We start from the raw sequence: 18680 nt of genomic DNA, 5'->3' as shown, positions 1-18680 counted from the left end.
AACTGCCAGGCATTATATAAGTGAAGAAGCCCCGCACGAGAGTGCGGGGCTTTTTTACGTCTGAATTACGCTGTATTTAGCAAAATTGTTAATGATTTTCCCGCTTCCTGCAGCGCTATCACCAGCAGGCTTTCCCTCATAATTGCCAGCAACTCGCTGATTTTTCGATAATTAGCGACATAGCTCACAAATATAATCTCGGATTACCCCGCCTTTACCTTCGGTAGACTTAAATGCTTTACTCACTCCTTTAAACGCTGTTGATCAGCAAGGAACAGAGGTAAGGCATGACACCCACCAATAATAAAACTCAGCCGGATGATACAAAGAAGCGTATCTGGGCAATCGTCGGCGCGTCATCGGGCAACCTGGTTGAATGGTTCGACTTCTATGTCTATTCATTCTTCTCGCTCTACTTTGCGCACATCTTCTTCCCAAAGGGTGACACCACAACGCAGTTATTGCAGACAGCGGGCGTTTTTGCAGCAGGATTTTTAATGCGTCCGATTGGCGGCTGGTTATTTGGCTATATTGGCGACAAGCACGGCCGAAAAAATTCGATGCTGGTTTCGGTCTGCATGATGTGTTTTGGTTCGCTGGTGATCGCCTGCCTGCCCGGTTATGCAACGATTGGCGTAGCCGCTCCCGTCATTCTGCTGCTGGCGCGTATGTTTCAGGGATTATCGGTGGGTGGGGAGTATGGGACCAGCGCAACCTACATGAGTGAAGTCGCCCTGGAAGGACGCAAGGGATTCTATGCCTCTTTCCAGTACGTCACGCTGATTGGCGGTCAGTTAGCGGCGGTGCTGACCGTGGTGGTCCTGCAATTTGTGCTCACTGATGCAGAGCTGCGCAGCTGGGGCTGGCGCATTCCGTTCTTCCTCGGCGCACTGCTCGCCGTTGTCGCATTATGGCTACGACGCTCTCTGGAAGAAACGTCAGATAAAGCGAGCCGTGAACATCGTGATGCGGGTAGCGTCATCGGGTTACTGCGCAATCATACCCGTCCCTTCCTGATGGTGCTGGGTTTCACCGCCGGCGGCTCCCTGAGTTTTTACACCTTCACCACCTACATGCAAAAGTATCTGGTTAACACATCAGGCATGGATCCAAAAACGGCCAGCGGGCTGATGACCGGGGCACTGCTGGTCTTCATGCTGATTCAGCCAATAATCGGTGCGCTGTCAGATAAAATCGGTCGTCGCACTTCGATGATGATCTTTGGTGCGGGGGCGGCGATATGTACAGTACCCATTCTGACCCTGCTGCAAAACGTGCAAAGTCCTGGCGTAGCTTTCCTGTTAATCATGCTGGCCTTGTTGATTACCAGCTTCTACACCGCCATCAGCGGCATTCTTAAAGCCGAAATGTTTCCGCCGCAGGTGCGTGCTCTGGGTGTCGGGCTATCATACGCAGTCGCGAATGCGCTGTTCGGTGGGTCGGCGGAGTATGTGGCGTTGCTGATGAAGCAGCAGGGGATTGAGACCACCTTCTTCTGGTATGTTTCAGCGATGGGTGCGGTAGCCTTTCTGGTGTCGCTGTTGCTGCACAGACGCGGCAAAGGGATTACGCTTTAACAAGGCGACTGACTCAGATTCCACAGGGCAATGCCGCGGGTTGCATCCGCGGCATCCCACACGAACGCTTTCCAGCGCCAGCCGCTGCCATTCGGGCGGCTGTCATACCACTCTTTTCCCGCCTCAATATTTAATGAAAACAGGATGCCGATAGTCTGGTTTTGACGGCCAGAAAGAGGCTGGCGCTGCCCATATTTATTGCCTGCAGCAGCCAGCGCGGCAGAAGCGAAAACATGTTCCGCTTTATCCCGTCCGGTTCGCTGATCTTCCGCCATATCGACGCAGCCACTGCACAGCAGCACAGCAGCACAGCAACAGGATACTTCGCGTAATGAATGCCTCTATGGCCGCAGCGATTAAAGAATACGGCTGATCAGGCGATCGATACGTATCCGGCGCAGACGGCGAATCAGTTTCCGCACTTTAGCCGGGTAATCGGCAATACTTTCAAGCTCACGGAAATGCGTCACTATCGTCGTGTTCTGACGGATTAACGTAAGCTCTTTCTCACGCTGAGCCGCTAACTCCTGATGAGGATCGTGAATCAGCACCGCATTTTCCAGATCAAGCCGCCATGCACGCGGGTTGAGGTTATTACCGGTAATCAGCTGCCATTCGTCATCAACCCACATCCCTTTAAGGTGATAACTGTTTTCACCATCCTTCCAGAGTCTCACGACCAGTTGATCGGTCGTAACATAGTAGTGCAGACGGCTCATGAAGCGACGCAGATTGATTTCATACAGGTAAGGCAGCGCGCCGATTATTTTGAATGGCTCATCAGGCGCAATGTAGAAATCATTGGCGGTTTTATCACCGACGATGATCTCGACTTTTTTCCCCTGGCGCAGCAGATGAATGATATTACGCACCAGCAGGGCGGGCATGTTGAAGTAAGGGGTACAGATGATCAGCTTCTGTTCCGCACAGGGCATCAGATGGAAAATGGTTTTATTGAGCAGGCTATGCTTGCCCAGACCGACCAGTGGCGTGACCGTCAGTTCATCATTGCCGGCATTGCCTTCAAACTGGTAATTGAAGCCCCGGAGATCCTGACGGAACTGGCGTGTCTCATTTTTGATTTCAGGACTTGAAGGGCGTTCTGCAAAATCGAGCCGGTTGACGGCTTCTGCAGGCTTAAGATTCAGCGTGATCCACTCATACATGGTATCGGTCAGCTGGGGATTCCGGATAACCTGATAGCGATCATACCGATACTTATCATGCTGATGCAGGTAGACGTCATTGATGCTGGCACCGCTATAGAGCAGCATATCATCAATAATGAAGCCTTTTAGATGAAGCACGCCCAGCGCTTCACGCGTATTAACCGGGATGCCATAAACCGGGATGGCAATATCCGGATAGCGTGTGGCCATTTCGCAATACCAGTCAGCATTGGTTACGCCTCGTGCTGCGCCAATTCGGCCACGTTGCGCGCGGTGCCAGTCGACCAGAATCGAAATATCCAGCGTTGGCCGCGCCTGCTTCGCGCTATAGAGCGCATCCATAACGGCACGTCCGGCGTCATCATTTTCCAGATAAAGCGCAACAATACAGATGCGTGTCTGTGCGGTCGCTATTTTCTCCAGCAACGTCTGGCGAAACTCAGCAGGCGAATAAAGTGTCGACACATCCGCAACGGATTGTGACAGTTTAGGCAGCTGTGCGAGGTGTTGTTGGTGTTTGTTACGTTTGAATTTAGACAACATCACAGTGCACTTCTTCTCTGTTCATTGCATGGCCTTTTGCCATCAAATCAGGGTTATAACCACAAATAATAACATCAACTCCGTCAATTCGAACGTTTTTTACCTTTCTCTACAAGGTGGGTTGATCTCATTCTGTAAGGACAATTTCAGGCTGACAATACCGTCATCCAGTTGAATATCAACATGAAAGTTAAGTTTACGGGCCAGCGTAATCATGCCGCGATTATGGGGCATGGTGATACCGTTCAATTGTTGCAAGCCGTGATGTCGGGTGTAGCGGATCATTTTTTCCAGCAGACGACGGCCCATCCCTAACCCTTTCAGGTCAGAACGGACCAGCACCGAAAACTCCGCATCAATGTTATCCGCATCAGAGATAGCGCGGGTTACACCGATGATCTCAGGTCGTCCCTGATGCTGACGCACCGCTACGATCGCCATCTCACGGTCATAATCGATCTGGGTCATATTGGCGAGATCATCATGGGTGAATTCATTGATTTCACTGAAGTAGCGGTAGTAAAGGTCTTCTTTGGTCACCTGGCTAATGAAGTCGCGCAGCAAAGGTTCATCTTCTGGCAGGATCGGCCGGAACAGGCAGAATTGCCCATTCTTTAATTCCACCTGCTCCTCAAGATGCTGAGGATAAGGACGAATTGCCAGCCGCGCTTCGTTATCGCCATCGAACGGAGCCAGCGTCAGGGTGACATCCAGCAGGGTAAAATCATTACCCGCTGCCAGTAGCGGATGAATATCCAGTCGCTGGATCTCCGGGCAATCCACCACCAGGTTAGAGACCTGCACCAGCAACTGGCTTAAACCGGGGATATCCAGCGGATTCAGGGCGCTACGGCTGCGGATTTTTCCGCTCTTGATTGCCTGAATCACCAGATAGCGTGCCAGTGTCATATTCAGGGGAGGCAAGGCAACCGCAGCCTGTTTATCGGCCTGCCATTCAACGCCGCCTTCGCCCAGCATAATGATTGGGCCAAACAGGGCATCCTGTTCGACCACGACCCGCAATTCCTGCGCGCCCGCACGGCTGGCCATGCTCTGAACCAGCAGCCCTTCAATACGCGCCTGCGGCAGCGTCTGTCTGACCCGATCAAAAATGGCCTCAGCGGCATGCTCTACTTCGCTGGCATTGCGCAGATAGAGCATTACACCCTGAACCTCCGACTTATGGGCGATATCGGGTGAACGCAGTTTCAGCGCCACCGGATAGCCAATCTGATCGGCAATCGCCACAGCCGATGTGCTGTCGCTGGCGATCCAGGTCGGCAGTGTCGCCAGCCCGTATGCCTGCAATACTGGCTGCACTTCGTGCGTATCCAGCGCGGTAACGCCGCGCGACAGCGCCTGTGACAGCAACTGGTGAGCCTGAGCGCTATCCTGCTTCAGTGTTGTGGGCAGGGCAGGGGTTTCACGCAGCTGCTTCTGGTTACGGCGATACTCAACCTGATGCATAAAGGCGGTGACGGTGCCTTCCGGCGTGCGCCAGGTCGGGATGCCCGCCTGCGTGAAGGCACGACGTGCAGCCTGGGAAGAGAACTCGCCGCTCCAGTTGGTCAGCAGCGTCACCAGCTTACCGCGCGGGTGACGGGCAATGGTGTCGATCAGATGTGCGGCCGTTTCAGTTGCGGGCGCGACCGCGCTTGGCGCATGAATAATCATTAATGCATCAAGTTCATGACTGTTGAGCAGAATCTCCACACAGGCGGCATAACGTTCCGCTGTGGCGTCATCTTTCAAATCCAGCGGATTACCGCGACCTGCACCCGCGGGTAGCAGCGCCTCCAGTTGCTGACGTGTCTCATCGCTGAGCTGCGCCAGTTTTCCGTTACGGGCATAGAGTTCATCCAGCGCCAGCGCGGCAGGTGCGGCTCCATTGCTGATGATCATCAGCCTGTCGCCTCGCAGCGGGCGCATATGGCTTAGCGACTCAACGGCGGAGAACAGCTCATGGGTATCCTGGACCCGCAGCAACCCGGCGCGCTGAATGGCCGCATCCCAGGCGGCGTCAAGGCCGCTGTGGGTGCCAAGCAGCGCCTGGGCTTCGCGGCTGCGACCACTCTTGATGATCAATATCGGTTTATTACGCGAGGCACTGCGGGAAGCGGAAACAAAACGACGCGCATCGCTGAGGTGCTCAAGATAGAGCAGGATGGCGCTGGTCTTGCCGTCACGAGCCAGGAAGTCGAGCAGGTCATCGACATCGGTATCCAGACTGTCACCCAGCGCAATAAACCAGGAGAAACCGAGATTACGCTGCTGCGCCCAGTCGAGAATGGTATTAGAGACGGCGGCGGACTGAGAGATAAACGCGATGCGGCCTTTCTCAATTGGCACCGGCGAGAAGCTGGCATTCAATCCCTGCCAGGGCGCCAGCAGGCCCAGACTGTTTGGTCCCAGCAATCGAATCTGCCATTTACCTGCGCAGGCTTTGAGCTCGGCCGACTGGCTGGCGGGCGCGGAGAGGATAATGCAGGCCTTGCAGCCTTTTTCGCCGAGCTGTTGCAGCAACTCTAGGTTACGTTTGGAGTGGGTACAGATGACCGCCAGGTCGGGCACGAAAGGTAAGCTGTCGATGGTGGGCCAGGCCAGCACGCCGCTCACTGCTTTATATTTTGGCGTCACCGGCAAAACCGGCCCGCTAAAACCGCCCGCCAGCAGGTTACGCATCATAAAGTATCCGGCACGCCCGGGCGTGACCGAGGCACCAATCACCGCAATTGATTTAGGTCGTAACAGCGCTTCCAGTCCGCGTTGGCTCATCTCGCCCTCCAGAGATCGGGATTTGCGTGATTGTAAACGCTTTTTGCTGGCAGTGCTTCCGGGCAGATCGCAGGCTGAAGATCCGGATCTTCGGATCGGTCAGCCCAGGCGCTCGCCTGCCGGAAGAAGAGGGATGCGGTTAAGCCTGTCCCGCGTGATGCGGTTTCCCTGCCAGGTAGGCCGCACGGAACTGATCAAAATGGTGAGATAGTGCTTCTGCCGCCAGCCGATCGCCCGCCTGCGCCAGCAGCGCCGCGGCCACTTCAGCGGTACAGTGCTGACCTTCACCGTGCGCCTCCCGCAGTGTATAGCGCGAAGGGGTGCTCACATCCAGCGACATCACCGGCAGGGCGTCGAGCCAGGGGCTTTTGCGGAACATCTTGCGTGCTTCGGTCCAGGTGCCATCCAGCATAATAAACAGCGGCGGCCTGCCGCTGGTGGGTGGCGTTGTCAGCACCTCGCGACCAGGATCCGCATAGGCGGCCGGAAAGACGACAAGCGGCTGATAATCAGGATTGCGCACGGCCGCCAGCAGCAGCGGATCCGGCTCGGTGCGTGACCAGCCAAACGCCTGGGTATCCGGCAGAATATCGGCAATCAGACGCCCGGTATTGCTCGGTTTCATCGGCTCGGTATCAAACATCACCAGGCAGAAGCGGCTACGTGCAGACGCAGGAACGATCTGACTGCAAAGACAGTTGGCTTCTGGCAGCAGACAACTCTGGCAGCGAATGACACGATTTCCACGCGCAAGGAAAGGACGGGTGGCACGCGCCAGGCGTTGGGTGCGCAAGCGCAAAACAGCATTATCAGACATGAGGTTTCAGGGCAGGAAAAAACGTCAGTGTAATCGAAGCGCAGGTGAAAAGGAAAAGGCCAGACTGGCTGGCCTCTGAATATTACAGTGATTCATCCAGCCATTCGTTAAACGGTGCCTTGGGCATGGCACCATTCAGCATGTCCACCCGCTCGCCGTTCTTAAACAGCATGATGGTAGGAATACTGCGAATGTTGAAACGGGCGCTGAGGGCCGGTTCTGCTTCGGTGTTCACTTTAATAAAGCGGACTTTCCCGCTGCGCTCGCTGGCGACATCTTTAAACACGGGCGCAAAATTGACGCAGGGACCGCACCAGGGCGCCCAGAAATCGATCACCACCGGCAGATCGTCCTGCAGATATTTGTCAAAGTTAGCGCTGGTGGCATTGACCACCTCGCCATCAAACAACGCATTTCCGCAGCGGCCGCATTTCGCCGCATCGGCAAGGCGTTCTTCAGGAACGCGATTGGTTGCCTGGCAGGAAGCGCATACCGTATTCATAGGAACCTCTGAGGTTTAAAAGTGTCAGTCTGGTAATTGTTGTCCATTATGAAAGAGGGCGGATTCCTGCTCAATCTGGATTGCTCTATAGGTTCAATAGTTGATAGCTAAGCGCCAGCACATCAGGTAATCTGCGCGCTCTCAATGCAGGAGGAAGATATGAACGACGAATTTAAAGGCAAGAGCGGCAAGGTTAAGGTGATGTACGTGCGTGGCGAGGACGATAAAAGTGCGCGTGCGCCGAATCCTCGTACAGGCAAAGGTGGTCACGCTGCTGTCCGCCAGGATGATAATCGTCGTTCATCTGGCCCCCGTACAGAACGCAGTCAGGAAGGTGGTCGCTCCGCGGGGCGTCGCAGCGACGACACTGGTCGCAGCAGTTCACCGCGCCGTGACGAAGGCGGACGTGGCGCGCCACGCCGTTCAGACGAGGGTGCAGGTCGCCGCAACGATCGTGGCGATGATAGCCGTGGCGCCTATGGCAGCAGCGACTCCCCATGGCGCACCGTATCACGCGCGCCATCAGCAGACCGTGCTGCATCGCCTGAGAGTGATAAGCCCGATCATGGCGGCATCAGCGGCAAGAGCTTTGTTGATCCTGAGCAGATCCGTCGTCAGCGTAACGAAGAAACCCGCGTTTATGGTGAGAACGCCTGTCAGGCACTGTTCCAGAGTCGTCCGGAAGCGATTGTTCGCGCCTGGTTCATTCAGGAAGTGACTCCGCGTTTCCGTGAATCGCTGCGCTGGCTGGCGGCGAACCGCAAAGCCTATCACGTGGTAGAAGATGCAGAGATCACCAAAGCATCAGGCACTGAGCATCACGGTGGCGTCTGCTTCCTGATCAAAAAGCGTATGGGTATGGCAGTTTCGGAATGGCTGAGCCAGGCAACAACCAAAGATTGCGTACTGGCACTGGAAGATGTCAGTAACCCGCATAACCTGGGCGCGATTATGCGCAGCTGCGCGCACTTTGGCGTAAAAGGTTTGCTGGTAAACGATGCCTCACTGCTGGAGTCGGGTGCAGCAGTGCGCACCGCAGAAGGCGGTGCCGAGCATGTTCAGGCCATCAGCGGCGCAACTTTCAGCGAAGGTCTGGAAGCGTTCCGTAAAGCGGGTTACACCATCGTGACCACCTCCAGCCATCAGGGCACGCCGCTGGCGCAGGCTAAGCTGCCGGAGAAAATGGTGCTGGTGTTAGGTCAGGAGCGTGAAGGTCTTTCTGACACCGCGTTCAAACAGGGTGACATGAGCCTGTCGATTGGCGGCACCGGCAACGTAGAAAGTCTCAACGTTTCGGTCGCAACCGGCGTACTGCTCGCCGAATGGTGGCGTCAGAACGCATAAAAAAACGGGCCGAAAGGCCCGTTTTGCTTTGTCACGTCAGTGTGCGCCACCGCCGCCACCGCCTGCACCAAACGGCGGACGGGCAAACCAGATCAGCACCAGCAGGATCAGGAATACCCCCGCCGATGCCCAGAAAATTTCATTCGCTGAAATGATCAGTCCCTGATTGGTAATCTGCTGCGCGATATACGCCGAGGCCTGCTGCTGCGTCATTCCCAGGCTCTCCAGCTGGCTATACATCTGCTGTGAATTAACGTTGTACGGGGTAATTGACTCGGTCATATAGCTATGATGCATCGACTCGCGATTCGTCCACATCGTGGTTGTAATCGACGTGCCTACCGAACCAGCAAACGTACGCATAAAGTTCGACAGGCTGGATGCTGCGGCCATGCGCTCCGGCGGCAGTCCCGACAGCGTAATAGTCGTCAGTGGCATAAAGAAGCAGGCCACGGCAAAGCCCTGGATAAACTGCGGCCAGGCTGAGGCGCCAAAGTCCATCCCCGGTTCAAACGTATACGCGCGCCAGTAGAAGCAGATGGCATACATAATGAAGCTGAATGTGACCAGCCGTCGCATATCGAGCTTATGCGCAAAGCGACCAATGATCGGCGACAGGATCACCGGTATGATGCCTACCGGTGCCGACGCCAGGCCTGCCCAGGTTGCGGTATAACCGTAAACCTCCTGCAGCAGCTGCGGTAACAGGACTATCGAGCCGAAGTAGAGCATGTACGCCAGACTGATCGACAGACAGCCAATGGTAAAATTGCGCGACTTAAACAGGGAGAGGTCGATGATCGGGTGATCGTCCGTCAGCTCCCAGACCAGCAGGACTGTGAGCGCAATCAATGCCACGACCCCTAACACGATAATCTCGACCGAGTTAAACCAGTCGAGCTCCTTTCCGCGATCCAGCATGACCTGTAAACAGCCGATCCCCACGACCAGCAGCACCAGCCCGACCATGTCGATCCGCCGGATTTCGGTTTTAGTTTCCCGGCCACGCAGCGTTTGCAGCGTCAGTATGACCACGGCCACACCAATCGGCACGTTGATAAAGAAGATCCAGCCCCAGTGATAGTTATCGCTGATCCAGCCGCCCAGTATCGGGCCACAGATCGGCGCGACGATCACCGTCATCGCCCACAGCGACAGTGCCAGACTGCGCTTAGCGGGCGGATAGTTGTTGAGCAGCAGACTTTGCGACAGCGGGATCAATGGACCCGCAACAATCCCCTGAATGACACGGAAAAAGATCAGCATCTCCAGGCTATCTGACATACCACACGCCCAGGAGGCGATGGCAAACAGAATGGTCGACCAGGTGAACAACTTCACTTCACCAATGCGCTTTGCCAGCCAGCCGGTCAGCGGGATCGAGATCGCATTCGCGACACCAAACGAGGTGATTACCCATGTACCCTGAGAGTTCGACGCGCCCAGGTTCCCGGCAATCGTAGGGATGGCCACGTTGGCGATGGTCGAGTCCAGCACCTGCATGAACGTCGCCAGCGACAGCGCTACGGTCATCAGGACCAGCGGCATCCCTTCAAGCGGTTTTTGTGCCATTACAGCCTCCGCGTCATCATCCGGCGTTGGCGCGGACAATATCGGTGATCAGCTGATTGACCGGCGCAAGGTCAATCGCCAGGGCATTGCTGCTGTAAGCGGCCTGCTGGCGGACGCTGGTAGCCAGCACACTGCCTTCGTTGCTGGTGGTATCGATTTTGACCAGCGTGGAGAGGCCGATGCGCAGTGGATGTCTGGCGATATCTTCCTGATTCAGTTCGATACGAACCGGCAGGCGCTGAACCACTTTGATCCAGTTACCGGTAGCATTCTGTGCAGGCAGCAGAGAGAAGGCGCTGCCGGTGCCCATATCCAGTCCTGCGACTTTGCCATGATAAACGACGTCGTCACCGTAAATGTCGGCAACCACGGTGGCAGGCTGACCAATGCGTACGCCAGCCAACTGGGTCTCTTTGAAATTGGCATCGACCCACAGATTCGTTGCAGGTACAACAGCCAGCAGCGGGGTGCTGGTGGAGATTTGTGAACCGACCTGCACGCTGCGACGTGAAACAAAACCATCCATCGGGCTGCGGATCTCGGTGCGCTGCAGTGCCAGCCAGGCATCACGCAACTCAGCTGCGCTCTGTTGCACAGCTGGCTGATTCTCCAGCGAGGTATTAAGGATCATCGCCTGATTAGCATTATATTGCTGAATCGCGACATCCAGCTGCGCTTTAGCCGTCGCGACAGCGTCCCGGGCGTGCTGCAACTCTTCACGGCCAATCAGGTTAGCTGCACCCAATGGCTCACGACGTTTCAGGTCGGCCTGTGCCTGCGCCAGCGCAGTTTGCTGCAACGTAATGCTGGCCTGGTACTGTTTGCCATTGATCATCAGCTGATGCGTCTGACGCACGCTGGTGGCCAGTGCCGTCTGCGCTTTTTCAAACGCCTGTTCAGCATCCGTTTTATCGAGTGAAACCAGCACATCGCCCTTTTTCACGAAATCGGTATCTTCAAACCAGACTTTGTTCACGCTACCGGAAACCTGTGCCATCACCTGCACCTGATTACCTGCAACGTAGGCGTCATCGGTCTCCTGAAAATGGCGCAGGACCAGGAACCAGTAAACCCCCCAGGCAATACCAATCAGCACAAAGATCAGCGCCAGCACAATGAGCACACTTTTGCGCTTCTTCTTTTTACTGGCTGACGGTTGCGGACTTTGTGCTTCTGCCGTTGCACTCATGACTTTCTCCACGTTTTCCATTTAGACGGGCAGCAGAAATCCATTTCTGCCAGCGCCCGAGTCGAAAAAGCCAGCGACTAGGCGCTGGCCAGATAAAAAAGGAAGTTAAAATAACGATTTCGACGGGTGATTGTGTCGCACTTATTGCTATTAGCGGGACAGCGAGGCGATCAGCTGATCTTCATCCATTTTATCAAGACGATTAAGCAGCTTACGGGTAATACCTTCCAGCTGGGATTTCTCATCGACTGACAGCGACGACCAGAGATACTGCAGGCTCTGATGCTGAGGGGGCAGCAACTGACGCAGGAACTCCATGCCTTTATCGGTCAGATGCAGGTGCAGGCAGCGACGGTCGTGATCGCTTTCGCGACGCTCAATCCAGCCGCGCTTCTCCAGCTCATCGGCAATGCGCGTCGCATTGGTGCGCGAAGAGCCAAGGGCTGAACTGAGTTCAGAAGGCTGAATGCTGTGGTTTTCCTGCGCATCCAGCGTAATCAACGCCATGAACAGGGTTTCATTAATCCCCTGTGCTTTCAGCATCTTATTACGGTTGTCCAGCAGTTTACCCTGCATATGCATACAGAGACGCGTCAGAATAATTTCCTGTAACGGAAAATCCTTATGGCGATTGGCACGGATGTTTAGCATCTGCTCAATGGGAGTAAACGAACTTTCCATTAAAAAAAACCTCACTAATTGCAACTTGTATAATAACTATGGTGACAGGGTAAGCGTAGTCACTTTTTGGCAGGTGATCGCTCTCAGACCCGCACTCTGTACCATCAAAGGTATTCCAGGCCACTCCCTGGCCCTGGGTCAAAAACCCGTACACCCGGCGGCAGCGCTGAGCCGGGACGTTTTCAAAAGAGGGCAAATTTAATAATATCGCGAGGAAAAATAACCGAAGTGAATAGCTTTGTTACTAACCATAACAAACCTAACCATTTGTGACCAGACCCTTGCACTGTCGGGCCAGGATTCAGTTGATTATTTCCGGCTCAAAGCGCGATCCCTTTGCCCAGATCAGCAGATTAGTCAGCGTAAGCAGTGCGCCAGCGCCACAGACGCCATGCCAGCCCCACAGATGATAAGCGGTGGCGGAGAGCAGCGAACCCGCCGCACCACCTATAAAGTAGCTGGTCATGTAACCTGCATTCAGACGGTTACGCGCCTCCGGCATCTGCGCATAGATCACGCTTTGATTGGTGATATGGACAGCCTGCACCGCCAGATCCAGCAGCAGAATGCCAATAATAAGCGGCACCAGCTGCGCTGCGCCCCATGCAATAGCGGCCCAGGAGAGCAACATGAGCAGCAGGCCGAGTCGGGTCGTCAGCTTCGCTTTACCCCTGTCAGCCAGTGAGCCCGCCTGACGAGCAGCCAGCGCCCCTGCGGCACCGACCAGCCCCAGCAGGCCGATCTCACCTTCTGAGAAGTGATAAGGCGCGCCAGAAAGCAGAAACGCCATTGAGGTCCACAGCAGGCTGAAATTGGCAAACGCGAGACAGCCGGTCCACGCGCGGGTGCGGATCACGCGATTACCTGCATACAGGCGAAAGATAGAGGCCAGCAGTTGTGGATAGCTCATTGGCACGGACTGCTTAACACGTGGCAGCGCTCGCCACAGCGCCAGCGCCATCACGACCATCAGCAAACTGGCTGTCCAGTAGACCGTACGCCAGCCGCCAAGCTGTGCGAGGCCGCCTGCCACGGTGCGCGCCAGCAGAATCCCCAGCAGCAAACCGCTCATGACGGTACCAACGATTTTGCCGCGTCGCTCCGGCTCGGCCAGTGTGGCAGCCAGCGGCACCAGGATTTGCGCAGCGACCGAAAACAGGCCAGTCATGACTGTGCCCAGCAGTAAAAACAGGAAGGAGTGTGAAAGGGCGATGATGACCATGCCCGCCGCAGCCAGCAGGATCATCGTCACAATCAGGCTGCGTCGTTCAAAGCGATCGCCTAACGGCACCAGCAACAGCAATCCGCAGGCATAGCCGAGTTGCGCCGTGGTGACAATAAACCCGGCTAGGCTCACAGAGAGATCAAACTGTTGGGCGATGGTATTAAGCAGTGGCTGAACGTAGTAGTTACTGGCTACACAGAGGCCGGTTGCTACCGACATCAGAACCACTAAAGCAGGCGTCAGACCCTGGCGAGTCGCATTCATAAACAGCATCGGTCGCTAATAATCATTTAAGGTTAATAATAACTCAAAAAACTATTTCACACGCATGTTTATTAACAGGCCATACCAGTCGGGATAGCAGGCATAAAAAAAGGGCAGAAATGTTTCCGCCCTTAATCACTGTCCGACTTAAGGCGTATGCTCTCTGAGCCAGCACTTTTATCAACCACCCTGGGGTGGACATGTTTTCATGTTATTGCGCGGCGGCCTGAGCCTCGCTGATCCATTTATCGAACTCAGCCTGATGCGCTTTAATCCAGCCATCAACATGACGGTTAATCGCCTCTTCTGAGTTTTGTCCGGCATGCATCGCTGAGTTTTCAGCATTGATATCGGTAATAGGCAGCTTCATGACCGCAAACAGACGGGCCGCCGCCGGATTTTTCGCCGCCCAGGCTTTGTTGGCGACGATGTGCATGGTATTAACCGGGAAACCGTAGTTCGCGCCGTTTGGCAGCTTAGTATCGACATCCTTCTGTTCGCCAGGCAGCGACGAGAACGGCACCTGCAGCCAGACTACATCGCGGCCCGGCTTCAGCACATCGCTCAGCCAGTAGGGCGTCCAGGTATAATAAAGGATCGGCTTACCCTGTTTGTAGCGTGCCAGCGTATCCGCCACCATCGCCGAATAGTTACCCATATTGGCGGTCACGGTATCACTGAGACCAAAGGCGCTGTTCTGATGATTAATTACCGCTTCACAGCCCCAGCCTGGCGTACAGCCGGTCATATCCGCCTTGCCATCGCCGTTGGCGTCAAACAGTCTGGCGATCTTAGGATCTTTCAGCTGTTCGATATTGGTTATGTGATATTTCTCGGCGGTCTTCTTATCAATCAGATAACCCTGGGCGGCACCGGTAACGTAGGTTCCCTGTCGATACAGCTTCTGATCGCCACCGGCAGCTTTATACATGTCGTCATGCAGCGGCTGCCAGTTCACCGCGGTAAAGGTGGCGTCGCCAGCGGCGATAGAGGTGTAGCCAACGTTGTAATCCACTTCACTCGGCTTGCTGACCTGATAGCCGAGTTTTTCCAGCGCGCGGCTGACAATCAGGGTCTGAAAAGTCTCTTCAGCGATAGTACTCTGTATAGGTTGCACCGTAATACCTTTGCCCGGCAGATCGGCAGCGGAGACGTGTGAAACGGCCAGCGTGGTTACCACGGCGGCGAGCAGAGAGGCTCTGTTGCGCATAGTCATTCCTTATTTAAGATGTCGCGTCAGGATGGGCGGCGCGCAGGCACCGCCCGACAGATTATTTTTTACGCGAAGGAGAGAAGATCAGGCCCAGCGGGCCGGTGTGATACCAGTGACGATTACCGCGGCTGCGGCTATCGCGACCAAACGATTGGGTCAGGCGATCAAGGATAATGGCAAGAATCACAATTCCCACGCCACCCACCGTAGCCAGCCCCATATCAAGACGGCCAATACCGCGCAGGACCATCTGACCGAGCCCGCCGACGGCGATCATCGAGGCGATCACCACCATTGACAGCGCCAGCATCAGGGTCTGATTGACGCCCGCCATAATGGTGGGCATCGCCAGCGGCAACTGCACTTTGAATAGCAGCTGTCTCGGACTGGCACCAAAGGATTCGCTCGCTTCGATCAGATCGGCGGGTACCTGCTTAATGCCGAGAATAGTCAGACGCACAATCGGTGGCAGGGCGAAGATAATCGTTACCACCACGCCCGGCACGTTGCCGATACCAAACAGCATCACAATCGGCACCAGGTAGACAAAGGCGGGTGTGGTCTGCATTGCATCCAGCAGAGGTCGTACAATACGCGCTGCCCGTTCGCTACGGGCCAGCCAGATCCCCAGCGGCAGGCCGATGAGAATGCAGAACATCAGCGCGGTAAGCACCAGCGCCAGCGTCACCATCGCCTGCGACCAGGCGCCAATGGCCCCTATGGCGATCAGCGATACCAGCGTGGCAATGCCCATGGCGGGGGTTGCGATCTGCCAGGCAATCAGCGCAAACACCAGAATTGCCACTGGCGCTGGCATTCCCAGCAACAGCTGCTGAAAGGCGCTGAGGATATAGTCAACCGGCACCCGGATACCCTGAAACAGCGGGCGGAAATGGTTGACCACCCAGTCGATACCGGTGGTCACCCAGTGATCAAGCGGGATCCAGGTTTTGTGGAACGGATCCATGATACTGAAATGTTCCGGTGCGGGTGCAGGGGCGCTGTTGAGCCAGTCACTGCTACTGGCTGCATGGGTTGTCGCGCTACCATCGGGCGTGCCCCAGGCATCGGCACCGCCGCTGCTGGTGGGCGCAGCCTGAGTGCTGGCAGCGGTGCCGCTATCCCACGGATTGGTGGTGTCCTGACTCATGGCTGGGCTCCTTCACGATCTAACGCGCGCAACAGCGTGCTTTTGGAAATGAGACCGACATAGTGATTTTCTTCGCCGACCACGGGCACCGCACAGGGTGCCTGCGCGACGTGAGAGAGCAAATCGCTCAATGAGGTATCGGCGGGAACCGCCGCCGGGGTGTCGAGCAGGGCGCTGTCGATACCTTCGCCTGCTGCCAGCGCCGCTTTCAGAGAATCGGTGGAAACCACGCCGATAAATTTCTGCTTTTCCAGCACGTAGCCGTAATCGCGGTCTTCATCCTGCAGCAGTTTCATGGCGGAGCGCGGACCGAAACCAGGCGCTTTGCGGATCAATGCTCCCGCGCTACGACGGGCTATATCTTTGGCGCTGAATACGTGACTGATATCGACGCCACGGAAAAAGGTGCGGACATAGTCGTTGGCTGGGTTATTCAGGATCTCATCCGGCGTACCAACCTGTATCACTTCGCCACCCTGCATAATGGCAATGCGATCGCCAATACGCATCGCTTCATCCAGATCGTGGGAAATAAAGACGATGGTGCGCTGATGCCTGGCTTGTAAATTAACCAGCTCATCCTGCATCTCAGTACGAATCAACGGATCCAGTGCGGAGAAGGCCTCATCCATTAATAAGATGTCGGGATTGATTGCCAGCGCGCGGGCTAATCCGACGCGCTGTCGCATTCCCCCGGAAAGTTCATCCGGGTAAGCGTGCGCATAATTCTCCAGCCCGACCTGACGTAACGCTTCCAGGGCTTTTTCCTGGCGTTCAGCCAGTGCGACGCCCGCTAATTCCATGCCAAATGCCGTGTTATTTAATACATTCATGTGCGGCATCAAAGCAAATGACTGGAATACCATGCTGATTTTATTTCTGCGCACGTCACGCAGTTCGCTGGCCGATATTTTGGCAATATCGACACCATCAATAATCACCTGGCCGCGCGTCGGCTCTATCAGACGATTGAGAAGGCGAACCATGGTCGATTTTCCTGAACCAGATAACCCCATGATGACGAATATCTCGCCTTCTTCAATAGCCAGACTGGCGTTCTTTACGCCAAGAGAGAGACCGGTCTTCTCCAGAATGACATCTTTGGTCGCACCCTTTTCAATATATTTAAACGCGCGATCCGGATTGTCGCCAAATATTTTATAGAGATTTTTTACTTCGAGCTTAATAGCCATGCAGTCATTAAATCCTGGTTGAAATATCTGATATTAACCTGTCGTTCCCGCTGAAATTTAAGCAGGCCATACCGTAGCACACTGACGTTATCTGACAACCCTGAGTTGGGATGTTTGCCGGGCACGGGGCATTCAGATGTAGATTATCTTCAGTGCTCACAAGGGATAAGCGCGGATTAATTTTTTGTGAAATAATCAGGGATTTATTGGCATTTAGGTCGATTTGCTGCGTGAAAGGGAGAAAAACAGACGTCACCAACGTGAAATATTACGGAAATAATGGGGACCGATGCAGGAAAATAATCACGCCTGAAACGACCATGTTCAGTGAAATAATTGGCCGAAAAAAAGAAAATACGGGGCGGATGAACATCAATAAACAATGAAATAGTCAGGCGGTATTGCAGTAATATTTTTTTCTTATGATGAGTCGCGGTGGCGCGGCTGCTATGCCATTGCCAGTGAAAACCGGATGCTGATAAAACAGCACCCGGTAACCCTCAGAAATTCCAGTCTTCATCTTCGGTTTCGACCGCTTTACCCATCACATAGGAGGAGCCTGAACCGGAGAAGAAGTCGTGGTTCTCGTCAGCATTGGGTGACAGCGCCGACAGAATGGCCGGATTTACCGCCGTCAGCTCCGCCGGGAACAGCGCCTCGTAGCCCAGATTCATCAGCGCTTTGTTGGCGTTGTAGTGCAGGAAGGTTTTCACCTCTTCCACCCAGCCGACATCGGCATAGAGCGCCTCGGTGTAAGCCACTTCATTCTCATACAGCGCCAGCAGCAGATCATAGGCGAACTGCTGCAGCTCTTCGCGACGCAGATCGTCAGCCGTGGCCAGCGCCTGCTGATATTTGTAGCCGATGTAGTAACCGTGCACCGCTTCATCGCGAATAATCAGGCGAATCAGATCGGCAGTGTTGGTCAGCTTGCCCCGGCTCGACCAGTACATCGGCAGCCAGAAGCCGGAATAGAACAGGAACGACTCCAGAAAAACGCTGGCGATCTTCTTCTTCAGCGGATCATCCGCCTGGTAGTGTTCAAGGATGATGCGCGCCTTGTTCTGCAACGGCACATTCTCTTCGCTCCACTGATAGGCGGCATCCACATCCTGCGTATTACACAGAGTTGAGAAGATAGAACTGTAAGAGCGCGCATGGACGGCTTCCATAAAGCTGATGTTCGACAGCACCGCCTCTTCGTGTGGCGTAATAGCATCGTCCATCAGTCCCGGCGCGCCGATCACGTTCTGGATGGTATCCAGCAGCGTCAGGCCGGTGAAGACCCGGATGGTCAGTTGCTGCTGCTGTTTATCCAGCGTCTGCCAGGCGGGCAGATCGTTAGAGAGCGGCACCTTTTCTGGCAGCCAGAAGTTGCTGGTGAGACGGTTCCACACCTCAAGATCTTTCTCATCCTGAATGCGATTCCAGTTAATAGCCTGAATTTGTTTAAGTTTCATCGTTTT

The 18680-nt window shown here is 54.9% G+C and carries 15 protein-coding genes; 2 read left to right on the top strand and 13 right to left on the bottom strand.

Annotated features, from left to right (window positions below):
* Positions 1 to 287: 287 nt before the first annotated feature.
* Positions 288 to 1577, top strand: coding sequence for an MFS family transporter (locus tag H7K52_RS03665; RefSeq protein WP_003850398.1), 1290 nt, complete (start codon positions 288 to 290; stop codon positions 1575 to 1577).
* Here H7K52_RS03665 and H7K52_RS03660 read toward each other — a convergent pair.
* From H7K52_RS03660 to trxC, 5 genes are all read right to left on the bottom strand, one after another.
* A complete protein-coding gene (locus H7K52_RS03660; protein ID WP_039659463.1) occupies positions 1574 to 1879 on the bottom strand; it encodes a YfiM family lipoprotein in 306 nt (101 codons plus the stop codon). The genes H7K52_RS03665 and H7K52_RS03660 overlap by 4 nt on opposite strands.
* Positions 1880 to 1933: 54 nt before the next feature.
* Positions 1934 to 3289 (bottom strand): CDP-diacylglycerol--serine O-phosphatidyltransferase, encoded by a 1356-nt coding sequence (gene pssA / locus H7K52_RS03655; protein WP_003850394.1) that lies wholly within the window; start codon positions 3287 to 3289, stop codon positions 1934 to 1936.
* 99 nt (positions 3290 to 3388) lie between these two features.
* Positions 3389 to 6064, bottom strand: coding sequence for a bifunctional acetate--CoA ligase family protein/GNAT family N-acetyltransferase (locus H7K52_RS03650; protein ID WP_182629700.1), 2676 nt, complete (start codon positions 6062 to 6064; stop codon positions 3389 to 3391).
* Positions 6065 to 6203: 139 nt separating this feature from the next.
* Positions 6204 to 6881, bottom strand: a complete 678-nt coding sequence (locus H7K52_RS03645; RefSeq protein WP_182629699.1) for a tRNA-uridine aminocarboxypropyltransferase — start codon at positions 6879 to 6881, stop codon at positions 6204 to 6206.
* An 82-nt stretch (positions 6882 to 6963) separates the two neighbouring features.
* Positions 6964 to 7383: a thioredoxin TrxC gene (gene trxC, locus H7K52_RS03640; protein ID WP_008926766.1), complete on the bottom strand. Its 420-nt coding sequence runs from the start codon at positions 7381 to 7383 to the stop codon at positions 6964 to 6966.
* 159 nt (positions 7384 to 7542) lie between these two features.
* Here trxC and H7K52_RS03635 point away from each other — a divergent pair, with 159 nt between their 5' ends.
* Entirely contained in the window at positions 7543 to 8727 is a 1185-nt protein-coding gene (locus H7K52_RS03635) for a tRNA/rRNA methyltransferase (protein WP_182629698.1), read from the top strand.
* Between the two features lie 36 nt (positions 8728 to 8763).
* Here the strand turns inward: H7K52_RS03635 and emrB are convergent, their stop codons facing one another.
* From emrB to nrdF, 8 genes are all read right to left on the bottom strand, one after another.
* Complete coding sequence (gene emrB / locus H7K52_RS03630; protein ID WP_003850384.1) at positions 8764 to 10299, bottom strand: multidrug efflux MFS transporter permease subunit EmrB; 1536 nt, start codon at positions 10297 to 10299, stop codon at positions 8764 to 8766.
* A gap of 16 nt (positions 10300 to 10315) precedes the next feature.
* Positions 10316 to 11488 carry a multidrug efflux MFS transporter periplasmic adaptor subunit EmrA gene (gene emrA / locus H7K52_RS03625; RefSeq protein ID WP_003850382.1) on the bottom strand — a complete coding sequence of 391 codons (1173 nt, stop codon included), beginning with the start codon at positions 11486 to 11488 and terminating at the stop codon, positions 10316 to 10318.
* Positions 11489 to 11638: 150 nt separating this feature from the next.
* Positions 11639 to 12169: a transcriptional repressor MprA gene (gene mprA / locus H7K52_RS03620; protein ID WP_003850381.1), complete on the bottom strand. Its 531-nt coding sequence runs from the start codon at positions 12167 to 12169 to the stop codon at positions 11639 to 11641.
* A gap of 301 nt (positions 12170 to 12470) precedes the next feature.
* A complete protein-coding gene (locus H7K52_RS03615; protein WP_039660448.1) occupies positions 12471 to 13658 on the bottom strand; it encodes an MFS transporter in 1188 nt (395 codons plus the stop codon).
* 211 nt (positions 13659 to 13869) lie between these two features.
* Positions 13870 to 14868, bottom strand: a complete 999-nt coding sequence (gene proX / locus H7K52_RS03610) for a glycine betaine/L-proline ABC transporter substrate-binding protein ProX (RefSeq protein WP_003850376.1) — start codon at positions 14866 to 14868, stop codon at positions 13870 to 13872.
* Positions 14869 to 14929: 61 nt separating this feature from the next.
* Entirely contained in the window at positions 14930 to 16021 is a 1092-nt protein-coding gene (gene proW / locus H7K52_RS03605) for a glycine betaine/L-proline ABC transporter permease ProW (protein WP_003850374.1), read from the bottom strand.
* Entirely contained in the window at positions 16018 to 17214 is a 1197-nt protein-coding gene (proV, locus tag H7K52_RS03600; protein WP_003850372.1) for a glycine betaine/L-proline ABC transporter ATP-binding protein ProV, read from the bottom strand. The genes proW and proV overlap by 4 nt, the downstream gene beginning before the upstream one ends.
* 500 nt (positions 17215 to 17714) lie before the next feature.
* Positions 17715 to 18674, bottom strand: a complete 960-nt coding sequence (gene nrdF, locus H7K52_RS03595; RefSeq protein ID WP_003850367.1) for a class 1b ribonucleoside-diphosphate reductase subunit beta — start codon at positions 18672 to 18674, stop codon at positions 17715 to 17717.
* Positions 18675 to 18680: the final 6 nt, after the last annotated feature.

The organism is Pantoea hericii (assembly GCF_014155795.1).
In the GTDB taxonomy this organism is placed as follows: domain Bacteria; phylum Pseudomonadota; class Gammaproteobacteria; order Enterobacterales; family Enterobacteriaceae; genus Pantoea; species Pantoea eucalypti.
The sequence above is the reverse complement of the archived record's forward strand: the minus strand, read 5'-3'. Positions and strand labels throughout refer to the sequence as shown.